Source organism: Janthinobacterium sp. SUN128, assembly GCF_030587275.1.
GTDB lineage: Bacteria > Pseudomonadota > Gammaproteobacteria > Burkholderiales > Burkholderiaceae_D > Janthinobacterium > Janthinobacterium lividum.
In genome coordinates this window covers 47978-66687 of the sequence record NZ_JAPWHY010000006.1, presented here as the reverse complement: position 1 = coordinate 66687, position 18710 = coordinate 47978, and the positions used below count along the sequence as shown (strand labels likewise).

Annotated in this window: 19 protein-coding genes; 15 read left to right on the top strand and 4 right to left on the bottom strand. The window is 59.3% G+C overall.

Features of this window, described 5'->3' with window-relative positions:
* Nucleotides 1–3: 3 nt before the first annotated feature.
* The 3 genes from O3297_RS26435 to O3297_RS26425 all read left to right on the top strand — a co-directional run bounded on the left by O3297_RS26435 (nt 4) and on the right by O3297_RS26425 (nt 4037).
* Nucleotides 4–888, top strand: a complete 885-nt coding sequence (locus O3297_RS26435; protein WP_034783850.1) for a branched-chain amino acid ABC transporter permease — start codon at nt 4–6, stop codon at nt 886–888.
* A gap of 31 nt (nt 889–919) precedes the next feature.
* On the top strand, nt 920–1900 hold the full coding sequence (locus tag O3297_RS26430; protein WP_151091985.1) for a branched-chain amino acid ABC transporter permease: 981 nt from the start codon (nt 920–922) through the stop codon (nt 1898–1900).
* Between the two features lie 76 nt (nt 1901–1976).
* Complete coding sequence (locus tag O3297_RS26425) at nt 1977–4037, top strand: 3-hydroxybutyrate oligomer hydrolase family protein (protein ID WP_305050883.1); 2061 nt, start codon at nt 1977–1979, stop codon at nt 4035–4037.
* A gap of 46 nt (nt 4038–4083) precedes the next feature.
* Here O3297_RS26425 and O3297_RS26420 read toward each other — a convergent pair whose 3' ends face one another.
* From O3297_RS26420 to sugE, 4 genes are all read right to left on the bottom strand, one after another.
* Nucleotides 4084–4875 carry an EAL domain-containing protein gene (locus tag O3297_RS26420; RefSeq protein WP_305050881.1) on the bottom strand — a complete coding sequence of 264 codons (792 nt, stop codon included), beginning with the start codon at nt 4873–4875 and terminating at the stop codon, nt 4084–4086.
* Nucleotides 4876–4919: 44 nt separating this feature from the next.
* Nucleotides 4920–6077 carry an iron-containing alcohol dehydrogenase gene (locus tag O3297_RS26415; protein WP_305050879.1) on the bottom strand — a complete coding sequence of 386 codons (1158 nt, stop codon included), beginning with the start codon at nt 6075–6077 and terminating at the stop codon, nt 4920–4922.
* A gap of 85 nt (nt 6078–6162) precedes the next feature.
* Nucleotides 6163–6522: an NADH-quinone oxidoreductase subunit A gene (locus tag O3297_RS26410; RefSeq protein ID WP_034783844.1), complete on the bottom strand. Its 360-nt coding sequence runs from the start codon at nt 6520–6522 to the stop codon at nt 6163–6165.
* Nucleotides 6523–6533: 11 nt separating this feature from the next.
* Nucleotides 6534–6854, bottom strand: a complete 321-nt coding sequence (gene sugE, locus O3297_RS26405) for a quaternary ammonium compound efflux SMR transporter SugE (RefSeq protein WP_305050877.1) — start codon at nt 6852–6854, stop codon at nt 6534–6536.
* 317 nt (nt 6855–7171) lie between these two features.
* Here sugE and mnmG point away from each other — a divergent pair, with 317 nt between their 5' ends.
* The 12 genes from mnmG to atpD all read left to right on the top strand — a co-directional run bounded on the left by mnmG (nt 7172) and on the right by atpD (nt 18689).
* Nucleotides 7172–9109, top strand: a complete 1938-nt coding sequence (gene mnmG / locus O3297_RS26400; RefSeq protein ID WP_099389712.1) for a tRNA uridine-5-carboxymethylaminomethyl(34) synthesis enzyme MnmG — start codon at nt 7172–7174, stop codon at nt 9107–9109.
* Nucleotides 9106–9750 (top strand): 16S rRNA (guanine(527)-N(7))-methyltransferase RsmG, encoded by a 645-nt coding sequence (gene rsmG, locus O3297_RS26395; protein WP_070257826.1) that lies wholly within the window; start codon nt 9106–9108, stop codon nt 9748–9750. Before mnmG ends, rsmG begins: the two co-directional genes overlap by 4 nt.
* A gap of 328 nt (nt 9751–10078) precedes the next feature.
* On the top strand, nt 10079–10849 hold the full coding sequence (locus O3297_RS26390; RefSeq protein WP_034752687.1) for a ParA family protein: 771 nt from the start codon (nt 10079–10081) through the stop codon (nt 10847–10849).
* A 64-nt stretch (nt 10850–10913) separates the two neighbouring features.
* The gene (locus O3297_RS26385) at nt 10914–11801 is read left to right on the top strand and encodes a ParB/RepB/Spo0J family partition protein (protein ID WP_034783839.1); all 888 of its coding nucleotides are present in this window, start codon (nt 10914–10916) and stop codon (nt 11799–11801) included.
* A gap of 270 nt (nt 11802–12071) precedes the next feature.
* Nucleotides 12072–12440 carry an ATP synthase subunit I gene (locus O3297_RS26380; protein ID WP_305050876.1) on the top strand — a complete coding sequence of 123 codons (369 nt, stop codon included), beginning with the start codon at nt 12072–12074 and terminating at the stop codon, nt 12438–12440.
* A gap of 51 nt (nt 12441–12491) precedes the next feature.
* Nucleotides 12492–13301 (top strand): F0F1 ATP synthase subunit A, encoded by an 810-nt coding sequence (gene atpB, locus O3297_RS26375; RefSeq protein WP_046681851.1) that lies wholly within the window; start codon nt 12492–12494, stop codon nt 13299–13301.
* A 59-nt stretch (nt 13302–13360) separates the two neighbouring features.
* Nucleotides 13361–13639, top strand: coding sequence for a F0F1 ATP synthase subunit C (atpE, locus tag O3297_RS26370; RefSeq protein WP_034752695.1), 279 nt, complete (start codon nt 13361–13363; stop codon nt 13637–13639).
* Nucleotides 13640–13682: 43 nt separating this feature from the next.
* Complete coding sequence (locus tag O3297_RS26365; protein ID WP_034752697.1) at nt 13683–14153, top strand: F0F1 ATP synthase subunit B; 471 nt, start codon at nt 13683–13685, stop codon at nt 14151–14153.
* A 2-nt stretch (nt 14154–14155) separates the two neighbouring features.
* Nucleotides 14156–14701 (top strand): F0F1 ATP synthase subunit delta, encoded by a 546-nt coding sequence (locus O3297_RS26360; RefSeq protein ID WP_034783838.1) that lies wholly within the window; start codon nt 14156–14158, stop codon nt 14699–14701.
* Nucleotides 14702–14779: 78 nt separating this feature from the next.
* Entirely contained in the window at nt 14780–16321 is a 1542-nt protein-coding gene (atpA, locus tag O3297_RS26355) for a F0F1 ATP synthase subunit alpha (RefSeq protein WP_034752701.1), read from the top strand.
* A 62-nt stretch (nt 16322–16383) separates the two neighbouring features.
* On the top strand, nt 16384–17259 hold the full coding sequence (atpG, locus tag O3297_RS26350) for a F0F1 ATP synthase subunit gamma (protein ID WP_034783836.1): 876 nt from the start codon (nt 16384–16386) through the stop codon (nt 17257–17259).
* Between the two features lie 29 nt (nt 17260–17288).
* Nucleotides 17289–18689, top strand: a complete 1401-nt coding sequence (atpD, locus tag O3297_RS26345) for a F0F1 ATP synthase subunit beta (RefSeq protein ID WP_034752705.1) — start codon at nt 17289–17291, stop codon at nt 18687–18689.
* Nucleotides 18690–18710 lie beyond the last annotated feature (21 nt).

The following is an 18710-nucleotide window of genomic DNA, read 5'->3' as shown; positions in this document are numbered from 1 at the left end:
GCCATGGAAATTTTCGGCGTTCCAATACAAGCGATGATGAGCCAGCTGCTGCTGGGTCTTGTCAACGGCTCGTTCTATGCCATGTTGTCCCTCGGTCTGGCCGTTATCTTCGGCTTGCTTAATGTGATTAATTTCTCGCACGGCGCCATGTACATGATGGGCGCCTTCCTGGCCTGGATGGGCCTCAGCTATTTCGACATCAGTTACTGGGCCATGCTGGTCATCGCCCCGATCCTCGTCGGCCTGGTCGGCATCCTGATCGAAAAGACCATGCTGCGCTGGCTGTATAAACTCGACCACCTGTATGGCTTGTTGCTGACCTTTGGCATCACCCTGATCATGGAAGGCGTGTTCCGCTCCTTCTATGGCGTCTCGGGCCAGCCGTATGCCGTGCCTGAAGCGCTGGCCGGCGCGACGGACCTGGGTTTCATGATCCTGCCGAACTACCGCGCCTGGGTGGTGATCGCCTCGCTCACCGTGTGCCTGGCTACCTGGTTCGTCATCGAAAAAACCAAGCTCGGTGCCTACCTGCGGGCCGGCACGGAAAACCCGAAACTGGTGGAAGCGTTCGGCATCAACGTGCCGCTGATGGTAACCCTGACGTTCGGCTTCGGCGTGGCGCTGGCCGGTTTCGCCGGCGTGCTGGCGGCGCCGATCATCCAGGTCTCGCCGCTGATGGGCTCGAACCTGATCATCGTCGTGTTTGCCGTGGTGGTGATTGGCGGCATGGGTTCCATCATGGGTTCCATCCTGACGGGCCTGGGCCTGGGCGTGATCGAGGGCCTGACCCGCGTGTTCTACCCGGAAGGCTCTGCCACCGTGGTGTTCGTCGTGATGGTCATCGTGCTGCTGCTGCGTCCCGCCGGCCTGTTCGGCAAAGAAAAGTAATCCTCATCAGTCATGTATTGGAGCTACCACGATGAATAAGAATGTAGGCTACGCCATTGCCTTGCTGCTGGCGTTGGCGGCCCCGTTTTACGGCTATCCCGTCTTCCTGATGAAGTTGCTGTGCTTTGCCCTGTTTGCCTGCGCTTTCAACTTGCTGATCGGCTACACCGGCTTGCTGTCGTTCGGCCATGCGGCCTTCTTCGGCGGCGCCGGCTATGTCACCGGCTACGCGCTGCGTACCTGGGGCTGGCCAACGGAACTGGGCTTGCTGGCCGGCGTCGCCACGGGCGCCTTGCTGGGCCTGGTGATCGGCGGCCTGGCGATCCGCCGCCAGGGCATCTACTTTACGATGATCACCCTGGCGCTGGCGCAGATGGTGTACTTCCTGGCCTTGCGTCTGCCCTTTACGGGGGGCGAGGATGGTTTGCAGGGTGTTCCACGTGGAACCTTGCTGGGCACGATAAACCTGGGCAATGACACCGTCTTGTACTACGTCGTGCTGGCCATTTTTGTCGCCGGCTTCGCCCTGATCGTGCGCACCATCCACTCGCCATTCGGTCAGGTCCTCAAGGCGATCAAGGAAAACGAACCGCGCGCCATCTCGCTGGGCTACGACGTCAACAAGTACAAGCTGATGGCCATCGTGCTGTCCGCTTCGCTGGCCGCGCTGGCCGGCGCCACCAAGACCCTGGTGCTGGGCTTTGAAACCCTGACCGACGTGTACTGGGGCATGTCGGGCCTGGTCGTGCTGATGACCTTGGTAGGCGGCATGGGCACCTTGTCCGGTCCCATCCTCGGCGCCGTCTTGATCATCGCGCTGGAAAACAAGCTGGGCGATGTTGGTACCTATCTGGCCACGCACACGGGCATCGAGTGGTTCGGCACCCTGGGCGAATCGGTAGGCATGGTCACCGGCGTGATCTTCGTCATCTGCGTACTGATGTTCCGGCGCGGCATTGTCGGCGAAGCCATCGCGCGCTTCGGCGGCAGGGCTGCCAAGGCCGCGGTCTGATTTTCAAGCAACGCCGGACGGATCGTCCGGCGTTTTTCATTGTGCGTCCACTGTTACTTCAACGGAGAGAACCACCATGCAAACGACGATCACGCGCGCGGGGAGCAGCCTGTGCACCTTGCTGGCGTTGGCAGCCTGCGGCAGCAACCATGCGCCGGAAGAATTGAACCAGATGCCCGCTTACCTGGGCACCATCACGCGGGCCGACTACGATGGCAAGAGCAATGATCTGCTGACGGCTGGCCTCGGCAAGACGGGGCTGGCGGGAGCAACGCCCGCGTATGCGAACGTGGAACAACCGACGCCGCTCGAACTGCGCCGCAATGCCATCTACGCCAATTACCGCGCCGTACTCGACATTGCCGCCAACAGCGGCTACGGCACCCTGTACGGACCGAACGTGGATGCGTCCGGGAACGTGGGCACGGGCGAGGGCCTGGTCGCGGGCAGTGAATACATCGCCTATGCCGACGATGGCTCGGGCAAGAAGAATGTCACCTTGATGGTGCAGGTGCCGGCCAGCTTCGATCCCGACCATGCCTGCATCGTCACGGGCACGTCCAGCGGCTCGCGCGGCATTTACGGCGCCATCGGCAGCTCGGGTGAATGGGGCTTGAAAAAGGGCTGCGCCGTGGCGTATGCCGACAAGGGCTCCGGCACGGGCCTGTACGTGTTCGAGGACGACAGCGTCAACCTGCAAAACGGCGTGCGCGCGGGCAGGGTGGTCGCCGGCAAGAATGCGCTCTTCGCGCCCGACTTGAGCGACGCCGACCGCCTGGCCTGGGCCAGCGCGAACCCGAACCGCATCGCCTTCAAGCATGCGCACTCGCAGCAGAATCCCGAGAAGGATTGGGGCAAGGTCACCTTGCAGGCGGTCGAGATGGCGTATTACGTCTTGAACGAGCGCTACGGCGTGCTGGCCCGCGACGGCAGTGCGCGCATCGTGCGGCTGACGCCGAAGAACACCATCACGATTGCCTCGAGTATTTCCAACGGCGCCGGCTCGGCCTTGCTGGCGGCGGAACAGGATACCAAGGGCTTGATCAGCGGCGTGGCGGCCAGCGAGCCGCAGATCCAGCCGGCGGCGTCAAGCGCCTACAGCGTACGCCAGGGCGGGGCGGTAGTCGCCAATCCCGGCCGTGCGCTGTTCGACTACGCCACCTATGCGGCCCTGTATCAGCCGTGCATCGCTTCCGTGGCCGGCAATGCGGGACGCTGCACGGCGCTGGTCAGCAAGGGTTTATTGAACGGTGCCGACCTGGCCGCGCAGCAGGCGGACGCGAAGCAGCGCTTGCGCGCGTATGGCTGGCTGCTGGATTCCGATCCGCTGCAGGCGGCACACGCGGGCACGAATATCCTCGTGGCCGTCACGTATGCGTATGCCTACGGCAAATTCTCCGTCACGGACAAGGTGTGCGGTTTCACGTTTGCGCAGACGGATCTCAGCGGCAATCCGGTCGCATTCACGTCGGCGCAGAAGGCGGCCAGCTTTGCCGCGCAAAACGGCATCCTCGGCAACGTCGTGTACGAGAACAGCGTGGGCGGTGCCAGGGTGTACACGGCCGGCGTGTCGTCTTCCAGCGGCCTGGCGGACCAGTCACTCGACGGCTTCCTGTGCCTGCGCAGCCTGGCGACGGGGCGCGATACCGTCAGCGGCGCCAATTTGCAAGGTACGCTGGCCGGGCAAAGCGTGCGCGTGCGTGCTGGCATGGCGGAGGTCGCGGCCAGCGGAAAATTGAATGGCAAGCCGGCCATCATCGTACATGGCCGCAGCGATACCCTGATTCCTGCCAATCACGCTTCGCGCGCCTATCTTGGCCTGAACGCAGCCGGGGAAGGGAGCAATAGCCGCCTGCGCTATATCGAGGTGACGAACGCCAACCATTTCGATTCCTTCAGCAGCGCTTTGCCGACCTTGATCGTGCCGCTGCACGTGTACCTGAACCGGGCGCTCGATGCCATGTATGTGCACTTGAATGCCAAGCAAGCCTTGCCGCCATCGCAGGTGGTGCGCACGGTGACGCGCGCCGATGCGACAACCCTGATCACGAATGTCAACGTGCCAGCGATCGCCACGGAGCCTGCACCCGGCAATGTCATCAGCGTGACGGGGACAGTCGTCGACATTCCCAACTAGGCGGTATCGCTTGTGGAACTTGCGGCCACGTTTCACGTGGCCGTTTTTATTCCCAGGCCGTATCGGGGATGTGGCCCAGTCCCTGGAAGACAGGCTTGGAAAACCAGTAGCCCTGCATCAGGGAAATGCCGCAGCTGGCCAAGAAATCGCGCTCCGCGCGTGTCTCGATACCTTCGGCCAGTACGCGGATACCGAGCTCGCGGCACAGGCTGGCGATGGCCCGCACGATCGCCTGGCGTGGCGCTTGCATATCGATCCCGCGCACCAGGTCCATGTCGATCTTGATGATGTCGGGTTGGTATTCGGCCAGCAGGTTCAAGCCCGCATAGCCGGCACCGAAATCATCGATGGCCGTCTGGAAACCGAAGCGCCGATAGGCGCGGAAGATCTCGACCAGATGGGGACGGTCCTGCACCCGTTCGCCTTCCGTCACTTCAAAGATGATTTTATCGGTGGGGAAGCGGTGCAAGGTGGCCGCTTCCAGGGTGCTGCGGATGCACACTTCGGGACGGTAGACGGCGTTGGGCAAGAAGTTGATCGACAGAAAGCCCGGCATATCCAGCTTGGCTGCGCCGGCCACGGCCTTGACGCGGCAAGCCTGGTCGAAGCGGTAGCGGTTGGCGTCGTTGACTTGCGCCAGCACGCTGGCCGCGCTTTCGCCGTTGGGCCCGCGCACCAGCGCCTCGTGCGCATAGATACTGCGCGTGGCCAGGTCGACGATGGGTTGATAGGCATACTCGAAGGCAAACGGCAGCGGCGCGCTGTCGTGGCAGCCTGCACAGGCACCGTGTGGAAAGCTGGTGGCGTCAGGATGAATCGGGATGTCGGGAGGTGTCATGGTGCTAGTGTAGGCGGACGGGTTGGCTGATTCCGTCTGCTGTCTCACAGTGCGGCAGCATAGATGGCGCGCGCATCGCTGTGCGTGACGGGCCGGGGATTGTTGCCCAGCAAGCGCGTCTGCAGCATGGCTTCATCGGCCAGCCGGTCCAGGTCGCTGGCCGCGATGCCCACTTCGCGCAGGGTGCGCGCGATGCCCGTCGCCAGGGCAATCTCCTGCAGGGCGTCGATCAGGGCCATGGCCCGCGCTTCCTCGCTGCCCGTGATGCCAGGTTGCAGGACGGCTGCCAGTTGCGCATACAGGGGCGCCGCATGGGATAGATTGAAACGCAGCACGTGCGGCAGCACCAGCGCATTCGACAAGCCATGTGGCACGTGGAACAGTCCTCCGATGGGATAGGCGAGCGCATGCACGGCGGCCACGGGCGCATTGGCAAACGCCTGGCCGGCCAGCATGGCGCCCAGCAGCATGGCCTGGCGCGCCGGCAAGTTGCTGCCATCGCGGCAGGCAGTGACCAGGTTGCTGGAGAGCAGTGACAAGGCTTGCGTGGCCAGCATGTCGGACAATGGGTTTTTCAACAGCCGGCTGGTGTACGCTTCGATCGCATGCACCATGGCATCGATGCCGGTGGCGGCCGTCACGGCGGGCGGCAAGCCCAGGGTCAGGCTGGCGTCGAGAATGGCCAGGTCCGCATACAGCTGCGGCGCGACCACGCCCATCTTGCTGGTGGCGCCCGTGGTGACGATGGCGATGTGCGTCACTTCCGAGCCCGTGCCGGCCGTGGTCGGCAATTGCACCAGGGGCAGGCGCTGGCCGTGGACATTGCCGATGCCATACAGTTGGGCCAGTTCCTGGTGGCCCGGTGCCAGCACGGCGATGAGCTTGGCCACGTCCAGCGAGCTGCCGCCACCGAGGCCGATAATCAGTTCCACGTGAAACATCCGGGCCTGGGCCACGCCTGCCAATACGATGGCTTCCGGCGGATCGGCTTGCACTTCGGAAAAGACGTGGACCTCGATGCCGGCCGCCTGCAGGTTGTGCAAGGAAGCATCGGCCAGACCCGTGCGCAAAAAGCCTGCATCGGTGACGAGCAGGGCGCGGCGCACGGTGGGGAAGTGATGGGCGATATGCGCACCCAGCTGGGCGGCGGCGCCCGGTTCAACGATCAGGTGCGGCACAGTGCGGAACTGGAAGGCGGACATGCAGTCTCCTGACAATGATGGCAGAAGCCCAGCTTACTCCGCTTTCCCGCCCCGCGCCTGTTTCACGTGGAACAAAAAGCGGGGACTACTCCCACTCCAGCGCGCCGCGTTTCCATTCATAGGCCAGGCCGATGGCCAGTATGCTCAAGAAACCCATGACGGCCCAGAAACCGGGCAAGCCGAGTTCATTCACGTTGGCCGCCCACGGCATCAGGAAGATCACCTCGATATCGAACAGGATGAAGAGAATGGCGACCAGGTAGAAGCGGATGTCGAACTTCATGCGCGCGTCGCCGAACGCTTCGAAGCCGCATTCGTACGGCGACAGTTTTTGCGGGTCCGGCTTGTGCGGTCCCAGCGTGCGGCCCAGCAGCATGGGCACGATACCGACCAGGATGCCGATCAGAATGAACAGGAGGACGGGGAAATAGTTTTCGAGAAGCATGGGGATTCCTCTCAGTGGCTGGACGACAGTTTTATCAGCACGATGCCGCACACGATGAGGACGGCGGCGCATACGCGCATGGTATTGAGCTGCTCGCCCAGAAATACGATGCCGACGATAAAGGCGCCGACGGCGCCGATGCCGGTCCAGATCGTATAAGCCGTACCAAGGGGCAGGGTGCGCATGGCAAGCGACAGCAAGCCGAAGCTGGCGATCATCATGACGATGGTGACAACGGAGGGGGTGAGTTTGGTGAAACCCTCGGAGAGTTTCATCGAGTATGCCCACACGACTTCAAACATGCCGGCAATAAGTAAAAGTATCCAGGCCATGGCGGCTCCTTATACAGAGCGGGCCGTCCCGGTGTGTTCCCATGATGGGGGAGGCCGTCCTCCTGGATGATCGTCCCGCTGGCCACTGGCGTGGTCACGTTGGCGGACGATGCGGCAATTGTAGCAAACATTTCACGCTACCGCAGCCCTCTGCCTGACCGCGCTGCGTGTTCCACGTGAAACATAAATCGTCGTTGACTTGCCCCTGCTGAGTAAAAATTAAGCAAAAAATGCGCTGCGCAAGGTTGCGCTTGCAAAAAGACTCTATAATCGGAGCTCTCATCCCGCATTTTTACTTGCACTGTTACCTATTTATCATGTTATTTCCTACAGAATTCGACGTCATCGTTGTCGGTGGTGGTCACGCCGGTACCGAGGCGGCCCTCGCTTCCGCCCGCATGGGGCAGAAGACGCTATTGCTCACGCATAATATTGAGACACTGGGCCAGATGTCGTGCAACCCTTCCATCGGTGGCATCGGCAAGGGCCACCTGGTCAAGGAAGTCGATGCCATGGGCGGCGCGATGGCGATTGCCACCGACGAATCCGGCATCCAGTTCCGCATCCTGAACTCCTCGAAAGGCCCGGCAGTCCGCGCCACGCGCGCCCAGGCCGACCGTATTTTGTACAAGGCCGCCATCCGCACGCGCCTGGAAAACCAGGCTAACCTGTGGCTGTTCCAGCAAGCCGTCGATGATCTGATCGTCGAAGGCGACCGTGTCGTCGGCGCCGTGACGCAGATCGGCTTGAAGTTTCTCGCGCGCGCCGTGGTGCTGACGGCTGGCACTTTCCTCGACGGCAAGATCCACGTGGGCTTGAATAACTACTCGGCCGGCCGCGCCGGCGACCCGCCCGCCATCTCGCTGTCGGCCCGCCTGAAAGAGCTGAAACTGCCGCAGGGCCGCCTGAAAACGGGTACGCCGCCGCGCATCGATGGCCGCACGATCGACTTTTCCGTGATGCAAGAACAGCCAGGCGATCTCGATCCCGTGCCCGTGTTTTCCGTGATGGGCAACACGTCCATGCATCCGCGCCAGGTACCGTGCTGGGTCACGCACACGAATAGCCAGACGCACGACATCATCCGCGCCGGCCTCGACCGCAGCCCCATGTACACGGGCGTGATCGAGGGCGTGGGCCCCCGTTATTGCCCCTCGATCGAAGACAAGATCCACCGTTTCTCGGGCAAGGAATCGCACCAGATCTTCCTCGAGCCGGAAGGCTTGACGACGCACGAGTTCTATCCGAACGGCATTTCCACCAGCCTGCCGTTCGACGTGCAGATCGCCCTCGTGCAATCGATGAAGGGCATGGAAAATGCACATATCCTGCGCCCCGGCTACGCCATCGAATACGATTATTTCGACCCGCGCGGCTTGAAGGCCTCGTTGGAAACGAAGGCCGTCGCCGGCCTGTTCTTTGCCGGCCAGATCAACGGCACCACGGGCTACGAGGAAGCGGCCGCGCAAGGCATGCTGGCGGGCCTGAATGCGGCCTTGCTGACGCAGGACAAGGAAGCCTGGGTACCGGGCCGCTCCGAGGCCTATCTGGGCGTGCTGGTCGACGATCTGATCACCCAGGGCGTGCAGGAACCGTACCGCATGTTTACCAGCCGCGCCGAGTACCGTTTGAGCCTGCGCGAAGACAATGCCGACATGCGCCTGACGGAAATCGGCCGTGCCCTGGGTTGCGTGGGCGACGCCCAATGGCAAGCGTTTGAAACGAAGCGCGAAGCGGTGGCGCTGGAGCTCGAGCGTCTGCGTTCCACGTGGGTCAACCCGCGCATCCTGGCGGCCGCCGAATCGGAACGCATCGTTGGGCAGGCTATCGAACGCGAGTATTCGCTGGCGGACTTGCTGCGCCGCCCGAACGTGGCCTACGACACCCTGATGAGCATGACGGGCATGGAAGGCCAGGCCCTGGCGGGCCCCGGCGTGGAAGACCCCGCCGTGCGCGAGCAGGTGGAAATCCAGCTCAAATATGCGGGCTACATCGAGCGCCAGAGCAAGGAAATCGAGCGCCACGAACACTATGAAAACCTGGCCTTGCCGGAAGGTTTCAATTATCTGGATATCGGCGCGCTGTCCGTCGAAGTGCGGCAAAAACTCGACAAGCAGCGCCCTGAAACCCTGGGTCAGGCATCGCGCATTTCGGGTGTGACGCCGGCGGCGATTTCGCTGCTGCTGGTGCACCTGAAAAAGCGCGGTTTTGGTGCCGCGCAGACCACCACTTTAAAGGACGAGGTTGTTGAATGAAGCAGTTTGACCGGGCCGCACTGGCCCAGATTTTGAATGAAGGCATCGCCGCGCTGGGGCTCGACCTGAGCGCGGATCAGACGGAAAAACTGCTCGATTACCTGGCCTTGCTGGCCAAATGGAACAGCGTGTACAACCTGACGTCGGTGCGCGATCCCATGCAGATGCTGACCCTGCACGTACTCGATTCGCTGGCCGCCGTGCCGGCGTTCGCGGATGCAAAGAATGTGCTCGACGTGGGCGCCGGCGGCGGCTTGCCGGGCATGGTCCTGGCCATCGCGCGGCCCGATGTGAAGGTGTCGATGATCGACACGGTGCATAAGAAGACGGCATTCTTGACGCAAGTGAAAGCGGAACTGGGCCTCGCCAACGTGACCGTGTACACGAAACGGGTGGAACAGCTGGAAGTGCAGCAGAAATTCGACGTGATCACCTCGCGCGCCTTTGCCGACCTGTCCGACTTCGTCAACTGGTCGAACCATGTGCTGGCCGAGGGCGGGCAATTCATCGCCTTGAAAGGGGTGGCACCGCCAGACGAGCGCGAGCGACTGCCAGCGGAATGGCAAGTAACCGAGCTACGCGCAATCGCGGTGCCAGGGCTAAATGCAGAGCGTCATCTGGTCTTTATAGCAAGAATTTAAACGCCAGAAAATTAAACGATATAAATCATATAAATGGTTTATACGGTATAAATAATATAAACCGTATAAACGATTTATATCGTATAAATGAAATAAACAGTATAAATCGTTTCGGCTAAGTAGGTCGTGGGAAATTATTGTGAAATTATGACGAACAGAGCCGGATGCGCTGCAAGGCGCCCGTTGCGACGCAGTGCGGGCACTGCTAGCAGCGGGCAACGCCGCAGGGCGCCGGTTATGGAAGTCAGAAATCACAATAATTTATTGCGACCTACTTAGATGCCGGGGCGCACGATGAAGTTTGCATCTCTTTACAACTAGAAGATACATGGCCAAAATTTTTTGTGTAGCAAATCAAAAGGGTGGTGTTGGTAAAACCACAACAAGCGTCAACCTCTCCGCCGGTCTGGCCAAGTTGAACCAGCGCGTGCTGCTGGTCGATCTCGACCCGCAGGGCAATGCGACCATGGGCGCCGGCATCAACAAGGCCGGCCTGAAGGCGTCGACCTATGAAGTGATGCTGGGCGAATCCGATGTCAAGACGGCACGCCAGCGTTCGGAAGCGGGGCGCTTCGATGTCTTGCCGTCGAACCGCGAACTGGCCGGCGCGGAAGTGGAGATGGTCGAACTGGACAACCGCGAACGCCGCCTGAAGGATGCGCTGGCCGAAGTGGACGGCGAATACGACTTCATATTAGTAGATTGCCCACCGGCATTATCGATGCTGACCCTGAACGGCCTGTGCGCCGCGCATGGCGTGATCATCCCGATGCAGTGCGAGTACTATGCGCTGGAAGGTTTGTCCGACCTGGTCAACACCATCAAGAAGGTGCATGCCAACCTGAACCCGGACTTGAAGATCATTGGGCTCTTGCGCGTGATGTTCGATCCACGCATGACATTATCGCAACAAGTGTCGGCGCAGCTGGAACAGCACTTCGGCGACAAGGTTTTCAATACCATCATCCCGCGCAATGTCCGCCTGGCCGAAGCGCCATCGTACGGCCTGCCCGGCGTGACCTTCGACCCCAGCTCGAAAGGTGCCCAGGCGTATATCGCCTTCGGCGCCGAGATGGTCGAACGCATCAAACATATGTAAACAAGGGGCGAGCGTCTGCACGATTCGATGTAAGCGCTTACTCTGAAAACACGATTAGGACAGCATGGCTACGAAAAAATTAAAAGGACTGGGTCGCGGACTCGACGCTCTGTTGGGCGGCGGGGGCGGCGACTTTGCCAGTCCGGACACGCATCAACCGTCGAACTTGCCCGTGTCGCAAATGCAAGCCGGCAAATACCAGCCGCGCACGCGCATGGACGAGGGGGCCTTGAATGAACTGGCCGCCTCGATCAAGGCGCAAGGGCTGATGCAGCCTATCCTGGTGCGCCCGATCGGGCAAGACACCTTGAGCGGCTTGATCAAATATGAAATCATCGCTGGCGAACGCCGTTTCCGCGCCTCGCAACTGGCTGGCCTGACGGAAGTGCCGGTGCTGGTGCGTGACGTGGACGACCTGGCCGCCGCAGCCATGGCGCTGATCGAGAACATCCAGCGCGAAGACTTGAATCCCCTGGAAGAAGCGCAGGGCATCCACCGCCTGATCGCCGACTTCAGTTTTACGCATGAGCAAGCGGCCACTGCGCTGGGACGCTCGCGCAGCGCCGTGTCGAACCTGTTGCGTTTGATGAACCTGGCCGCTCCCGTGCAGACCATGCTGATGGCCGGCGATATCGACATGGGCCATGCGCGCGCGCTGCTGGCCGTCGATGCGGCCAGCCAGATCACCCTGGCCAACCAGGTTGTGGCCAAGCGCCTGTCGGTGCGCGAAACGGAAAAGCTCGTGACGCGCTCGGTCGAGGAAGCGGCCAACCCGGTCGAGCCGCGGCAGAAGGAAAAGTCCGGCGACATCGCGCGCCTGGAAGAAGAGCTGTCCGATGCGCTGGCCACGCCCGTGGTGTTCAAGATGGGCAACAAGGGCCGTGGCCAATTGGTGATTGATTTTGCCGATCTTGACGTGCTCGATGGTTTGTTGACCCGCTTGCGTGGTTAAATAGCAAGCTGCAAAGACAGGGATCATGCGGGTGTGGACAATCCGGCCATGCTTTCCAGATGCACCACGTGATTCCTTGATAACACGGCTGGAAGCGGCCAGACAAGCGACTTTGCCATATAGTGGTGCAAATGGCGGCGAATAGTCGGTAAAGCGTCAGTTTCACGCAGCAATTGCCCTGCTGCGGTGCAGCAACGTTTGACTCTATAGATCAAAGCCAACTATAATCCCGTGTCTTTGCGTGTGTAGATTTTTCTGGGAACCTGGCAATTGAGTGATTCACAACAAAGTATTGCCAAACCAGTCTACAAAGTAGTTGCATTGCAGCTAGCAATCGCTATCAGCTTTGCCACGGTCACCCTGTTTTTCGGTGGCAGTGTCAGAGGCTGCTCCGCCGCATACGGCGGCGCTATCGCAGTCATCGGTAGCCTGGTGTATGCCCTGCTGGTGGTTCGCGGTTCTAGCGACGCCAACAAGGCATTCCGGGCGCATTTGCGCGCAGAAGTGGTGAAAATATTTATCACAGCGGTGCTGTTTATATTGGCACTGGTGTTGTTTCAGTCGGCCGCCTGGTTATGGCTGATCTTGGGTTTCGCGGTGGCAACCTTAGCATACTGGTTTTCATTGCTCGCTGTTTAATCATTGGTTTTGGGGCCTGTTGTGCTCTGAAACGACAAATCTAAATTCATTATGACCACAGAACACGCTATTGAAGCGGGCCATGCTGCCCCGGCCAACGCCACAGAATACATCAGTCACCATCTGGCCCACCTGAGAAGTGCCGACGGCATGATCAATCTGGATACGTTCTGGATTTCGGCCATTCTGGGCTTTGTTTTCCTGGCTGTTTTCTATATGGCGTCGCGCCGCGCGACGGCTGGTGTCCCTGGCAAGTTGCAAAACTTCGTCGAAATGGTCATGGAAATCGTCAATGACACTATTAATGGGGCCTTCCACGCGAAAAGCAAGGTCATCGCGCCGCTGGCCATCACTATTTTTGTGTGGGTCTGGTTGCTCAACGCGATGGACTTCCTGCCGGTTGACCTGTTGCCGAAGATTCTGAGCTGGTTTGGCGTGCATAAACTGCGCGCCGTGCCGACCGCCGACGTCAACCACACCTTCGCCATGTCGCTGTCGGTCGTGCTGTGCGTGATCGCCTTCTCGATCAAGGCCAAGGGCCTGGGCGGCTGGATCAAGGAACTGTTCACGGCACCGTTCCATGCGAGCGGCCTGATCGGCACGATCGCCCTGGCACCTGTCAATTTCCTGCTGCAAATGGTTGAGCTGGTTGCAAAACTGATCTCCCTGTCGCTGCGACTGTTCGGCAATATGTACGCCGGCGAACTGATTTTCATCTTGATCGCGTTGTTGCCTTGGTGGGCACAGTGGGCGTTGGGTGGTCCATGGGCAATTTTCCATATCTTGATTGTAACTTTGCAAGCTTTTGTGTTTATGGCGTTGACGGTTGTGTATCTGAGCCTTGCGGTTGAGAAACATTAATCATTAACTTTATATTTTGTTTTTTTAGTATCTTTCGTTTTTAAATTTAGGAGAATTTTATGCAAGCTCTGATCGCACAAGTACAAAGCATGACCGTTCTGGCAGCAGCAATCATCATCGGCCTGGCCGCAATCGGCACCGCTCTGGGCTTCGCTATCTTGGGTGGCAAATTCCTGGAAGCTTCGGCACGTCAACCAGAACTGATGCCACAACTGCAAACCAAACTGTTCGTTATCGCTGGTCTGCTGGATGCTATCTCGATGATCGGCGTTGGTGTTGCTCTGCTGTACACGTTCGCTAACCCGTTCCTGTCCGCTCTGACGGCTGTTGCTCAGTAATTCGCTCCAACCCTAGGAGAAACTTTTAGTTAGGAGCAAAGGTATGGACATCAATATGTCGCTCATCGGCCAGATGATCACCTTCGCGGTGTTGGTCTGGTTCTCGATGAAGTTCGTATTTCCAGCGCTGAACAATGCGCTGGATGAGCGTGCCAAACGAATCGCGGATGGATTGGCTGCGGCCGATCAAGGTCAAGCTTCGATGGCTGTCGCTGAAAAGCGTGCGCAAGAGGCATTGAACAGTGCACGTGAAGAAGCGTCGCAACGCGTTGCGGACGCTGAAAAGCGCGCGCAGCTGGTTGCTGAAGAGATCAAGCAAAATGCACAAGCTGAAGCTGCGCGTATCATTGCGCAAGCCCAGTCGGACGCCGAACAGCAACTGTCGAAAGCACGCGAACAATTGCGCGCTCAGGTGGCTGACCTGGCTGTCAAGGGTGCCGAGCAGATCTTGAAGCGTGAAGTTAACGCTACGGCTCACGCCGAAATGTTGCAGCGTCTTGCTGTCGAGCTGTAATCATGGCAGAACTCGCAACCGTCGCCCGTCCCTACGCGGAAGCTTTGTTCCGCGTAGCCCAAGCTGGTAAGGAGTCAAGCAACCTCGCGGCGTGGTCCGAGCTGGTGTCCGAACTGGCACAGATCGGTAGCCACCCCGAGGTACAGGCGTACGCGCGCAATCCGAAAGTTTCGGAAAGCGACGTCGCCGCCACCATCCTGTCGTTGTTGAAATCGCCGCTCAATGAGGAAGTGAAAAACTTCGTCACGATGTTGATCGAAAATGGCCGCATCAGCCTGCTGCCGGAAATCGGCGCGCAATTCCATACGTTGAAAAACGGTCTGGAAGGTGCGGCTGACGCCGAGATCACGAGCGCTTTCGATCTGAGCGAAGGCCAAACGGCCGAGCTGGTCGCAACGCTGGAAAAGAAATTCAGTCGTAAGCTCAACCCTGCCGTCACAGTGGATCCATCGCTGCTCGGCGGCGTGCGCGTGGTCGTTGGCGACCAAGTGCTCGATACCTCGGTGCGCGCCAAGCTGCAGCAACTGCACGCTGCACTGGTGTCGTAAGACACGCGCTTCGGCAGGCCAGCTAAGACAGACCCTTACCCCTCGCGCAAGCTGAGAGAAACACTTTTAGGAGTTAGTATGCAACTCAACCCATCTGAAATCAGCGAGTTGATCAAGAGCCGGATCCAAGGTCTTGACGGCGGCGCTGAAGTGCGTAATCAAGGCACGGTTATTTCCGTCGCCGACGGTATCTGCCGCATCCACGGTTTGTCGGACGTGATGCAAGGCGAGATGCTGGAATTCCCAGGCAATACGTTTGGCCTGGCAATGAATCTGGAACGCGACTCCGTCGGTTCCGTGATTCTGGGTGCCTACGAGCACATCTCCGAAGGCGACACGGTGAAATGCACCGGCCGCATTCTGGAAGTGCCAGTCGGTCCTGAGCTGCTCGGCCGCGTTGTCAACGCGCTGGGTCAGCCAATCGACGGCAAAGGCGCCATCGAGACGAAACTGACGGCCGCGATTGAAAAAATCGCTCCGGGCGTGATCGCCCGCGAGTCCGTTTCGCAACCAATGCAAACCGGCCTGAAGTCGATCGATGCGATGGTTCCAGTTGGCCGCGGCCAGCGCGAACTGATCATCGGTGACCGTCAAACCGGCAAGTCGGCTGTGGCGATTGATGCGATCATCAATCAAAAAGGCCAGGGCATGAAATGTATCTACGTCGCGATTGGCCAAAAAGCCTCGTCGATCAAGAACATCGTGCGCTCGCTGGAACAGCACGGCGCGATGGAATACACCATCGTTGTCGCCGCTTCCGCTTCGGAATCGGCCGCCATGCAATACATCTCGCCGTACTCCGGTTGCGCCATGGGCGAATACTTCCGTGACCGCGGTGAAGATGCACTGATCGTCTACGATGATCTGTCCAAACAAGCTGTTGCATACCGTCAAATCTCGCTGCTGCTGCGCCGTCCACCAGGTCGCGAAGCGTACCCAGGCGACGTGTTCTACCTGCACAGCCGCCTGCTGGAACGCGCAGCACGCGTGAACGCCGACTACGTCGAGAAGTTCACCGACGGCGCCGTCAAAGGCAAGACCGGTTCCCTGACGGCGCTGCCGATCATTGAAACGCAAGCTGGCGACGTGTCCGCATTCGTTCCAACCAACGTGATTTCGATTACCGACGGTCAGATCTTCCTGGAAACCTCGCTGTTCAACGCCGGTATCCGTCCTGCCATTAACGCCGGTATTTCCGTATCGCGCGTCGGTGGCGCCGCCCAGACCAAGGTCATCAAAAACCTGTCCGGCGGTATCCGTACCGACTTGGCGCAGTACCGTGAACTGGCTGCGTTTGCGCAGTTCGCTTCGGACCTGGATGAATCGACCCGCAAGCAGCTGGACCGCGGCGCGCGCGTAACGGAATTGCTCAAGCAAGCCCAATACTCGCCACTGTCGATCTCGCTGATGGCCGTATCGCTGTTCTCGGTGAACAAAGGCTTCATGGACGACGTGCCAGTCAAGCAAGTGCTGTCGTTCGAAGCTGGTGTCCACGCTTACATGAAGACCAAGCAAGCTGCTCTGCTGGCCAAGATCGAAGAAACCAAGCAACTCGACAAAGACAGCGAAGCAACTCTGTCGGCGGCCATTGCTGATTTCAAGAAATCCGGCGCATATTAAGCGGCCAGGCGGCGCCCACTTCGAGTGAGGCGCCGCCCTACGCGCAGAAGGAGTAAGGACTCATGGCATCAAGCAAAGAGATACGAGGCAAGATCAAGAGCGTAGAGAATACGAAGAAGATCACCAAGGCGATGGAAATGGTCGCCGCGTCCAAAATGCGCAAGGCGCAAGACCGGATGCGGGCCGCTCGTCCCTACAGTGACAAGATTCGGAATATCGCCGCCAATCTGGCGACCGCCAATCCGGAATACACGCACCCGTTCCTGGCAGCTGCCCAGGGTACGCAAGCGAAGGCAGTGGGTTTCATCGTTGTCACGACCGACAAGGGTCTGTGCGGCGGCATGAACACCAACATCCTGCGCCAGGTGACGTCGAAGTCGCGCGAGCTGGAAGCAGCTGGCAACCGGGTTGAAGCAGTTGCCATCGGTAACAAGGGTTTGGGTTTTTTGAATCGCATCGGCGTCAAGATCATTGCGCACGCCATTCAAACCGGCGATACGCCCCACCTGGACAAACTGATCGGACCTGTCAAGGTCATGCTCGAAGAGTTCCAGGCAGGCAAGATCGATGCAGTGTACCTGTGCTACACCAAATTCATCAACACGATGAAACAGGAACCAGTCGTGGAGCAATTGCTGCCCCTGACGGCCGACAAGATGGTCGCCGACAAGGGTGCCCACTCGTGGGATTACATCTACGAGCCGGACGCGCAAAGCGTGATCGACGAATTGCTGGAGCGCTATGTAGAAGCGCTGGTGTACCAGGCAGTCGCGGAGAATCTGGCGTCCGAGCAATCGGCACGGATGGTCGCGATGAAAGCTGCAAGCGACAACGCGGGTAGTGTGATCGGCGAATTGAAGCTGATCTACAACAAGACCCGCCAAGCTGCGATTACCAAAGAACTCTCCGAAATCGTCGCCGGTGCGGCTGCGGTTTAAACGAATTTAACTATATTGAAGGAACGAACATGGCTGATGGCAAAATCGTTCAGTGTATCGGCGCTGTGGTGGACGTTGAGTTTCCCCGCAACGCGATGCCTAAGGTATTTGATGCCTTGAAGATGGCAGGCTCGGAACTGACCCTGGAAGTACAACAGCAGTTGGGCGACGGCATTGTCCGTACCATTGCACTCGGTTCGTCCGATGGCTTGCGTCGCGGCATGATGATTCAAAACACCGGCAAACCTATCATGGTGCCAGTCGGTAAAGCAACCCTGGGTCGCATCATGGACGTGCTGGGCAACCCGATCGACGAATGCGGCCCAGTGTCGCACGAGCAGATCGCGTCGATCCACCGCACCGCTCCTGCATACGACGAACTGTCGCCATCGCAAGAACTGCTGGAAACCGGCATCAAGGTGATCGACCTGGTTTGCCCGTTTGCAAAAGGCGGTAAAGTTGGTCTGTTCGGCGGCGCTGGCGTAGGCAAGACCGTCAACATGATGGAACTGATTAACAACATCGCCAAAGCGCACAGCGGCGTGTCCGTGTTCGCCGGCGTAGGTGAGCGTACCCGTGAAGGTAACGACTTCTACCACGAGATGGCTGACGCGAAAGTGGTCGATCTGGAAAACCCGGAGAACTCCAAAGTCGCGATGGTCTACGGTCAGATGAATGAACCGCCAGGTAACCGTCTGCGCGTCGCGCTGACCGGCCTGACGATCGCTGAATCGTTCCGTGATGAAGGCAAGGACGTTCTGTTCTTCGTCGACAACATCTACCGCTTCACGCTGGCTGGTACCGAAGTATCGGCACTGCTGGGCCGTATGCCGTCGGCTGTGGGTTACCAACCGACCCTGGCGGAAGAAATGGGCCGTCTGCAAGAGCGTATCACGTCGACCAAGACCGGTTCGATCACCTCGATCCAGGCCGTCTACGTTCCAGCCGATGATTACACCGATCCGTCGCCTGCTACCACGTTTGCTCACTTGGATTCGACCGTTGCGCTGTCGCGTGACATCGCTTCCCTGGGTATCTACCCAGCCGTGGACCCACTGGATTCGACCTCGCGTCAGCTGGATCCGTTGATCGTTGGTCAAGAGCACTATGACACCGCGCGTGCCGTGCAAACGACCCTGCAACGCTACAAGGAATTGCGCGACATTATCGCGATTCTGGGTATGGACGAGCTGGCACCGGAAGACAAACTGCTGGTCGCCCGCGCACGTAAGATGCAGCGTTTCCTGTCGCAGCCTTTCCACGTCGCTGAAGTCTTTACCGGCGCGCCTGGTAAATACGTTTCGCTCAAAGACACGATCAAGGGCTTCAAAATGATCGCTTCGGGCGAACTCGATCACCTGCCGGAACAAGCGTTCTACATGGTCGGCACGATCGAAGAAGCAATCGAAAAAGCCAAGAAACTTAACTAAGTTAAGTCTGGGCCTAACCCC

Bases quoted from the DNA above. Each gene is read 5' to 3' on its own strand.
- O3297_RS26435 (WP_034783850.1), top strand. From the start codon at position 4: ATGGAAATTTTCGGCGTTCCAATACAAGCGATGATGAGCCAGCTGCTG.
- O3297_RS26430 (WP_151091985.1), top strand. From the start codon at position 920: ATGAATAAGAATGTAGGCTACGCCATTGCCTTGCTGCTGGCGTTGGCG.
- O3297_RS26425 (WP_305050883.1), top strand. From the start codon at position 1,977: ATGCAAACGACGATCACGCGCGCGGGGAGCAGCCTGTGCACCTTGCTG.
- O3297_RS26420 (WP_305050881.1), bottom strand. From the start codon at position 4,875: ATGACACCTCCCGACATCCCGATTCATCCTGACGCCACCAGCTTTCCA.
- O3297_RS26415 (WP_305050879.1), bottom strand. From the start codon at position 6,077: ATGTCCGCCTTCCAGTTCCGCACTGTGCCGCACCTGATCGTTGAACCG.
- O3297_RS26410 (WP_034783844.1), bottom strand. From the start codon at position 6,522: ATGCTTCTCGAAAACTATTTCCCCGTCCTCCTGTTCATTCTGATCGGC.
- sugE (WP_305050877.1), bottom strand. From the start codon at position 6,854: ATGGCCTGGATACTTTTACTTATTGCCGGCATGTTTGAAGTCGTGTGG.
- mnmG (WP_099389712.1), top strand. From the start codon at position 7,172: ATGTTATTTCCTACAGAATTCGACGTCATCGTTGTCGGTGGTGGTCAC.
- rsmG (WP_070257826.1), top strand. From the start codon at position 9,106: ATGAAGCAGTTTGACCGGGCCGCACTGGCCCAGATTTTGAATGAAGGC.
- O3297_RS26390 (WP_034752687.1), top strand. From the start codon at position 10,079: ATGGCCAAAATTTTTTGTGTAGCAAATCAAAAGGGTGGTGTTGGTAAA.
- O3297_RS26385 (WP_034783839.1), top strand. From the start codon at position 10,914: ATGGCTACGAAAAAATTAAAAGGACTGGGTCGCGGACTCGACGCTCTG.
- atpB (WP_046681851.1), top strand. From the start codon at position 12,492: ATGACCACAGAACACGCTATTGAAGCGGGCCATGCTGCCCCGGCCAAC.
- atpE (WP_034752695.1), top strand. From the start codon at position 13,361: ATGCAAGCTCTGATCGCACAAGTACAAAGCATGACCGTTCTGGCAGCA.
- O3297_RS26365 (WP_034752697.1), top strand. From the start codon at position 13,683: ATGGACATCAATATGTCGCTCATCGGCCAGATGATCACCTTCGCGGTG.
- O3297_RS26360 (WP_034783838.1), top strand. From the start codon at position 14,156: ATGGCAGAACTCGCAACCGTCGCCCGTCCCTACGCGGAAGCTTTGTTC.
- atpA (WP_034752701.1), top strand. From the start codon at position 14,780: ATGCAACTCAACCCATCTGAAATCAGCGAGTTGATCAAGAGCCGGATC.
- atpG (WP_034783836.1), top strand. From the start codon at position 16,384: ATGGCATCAAGCAAAGAGATACGAGGCAAGATCAAGAGCGTAGAGAAT.
- atpD (WP_034752705.1), top strand. From the start codon at position 17,289: ATGGCTGATGGCAAAATCGTTCAGTGTATCGGCGCTGTGGTGGACGTT.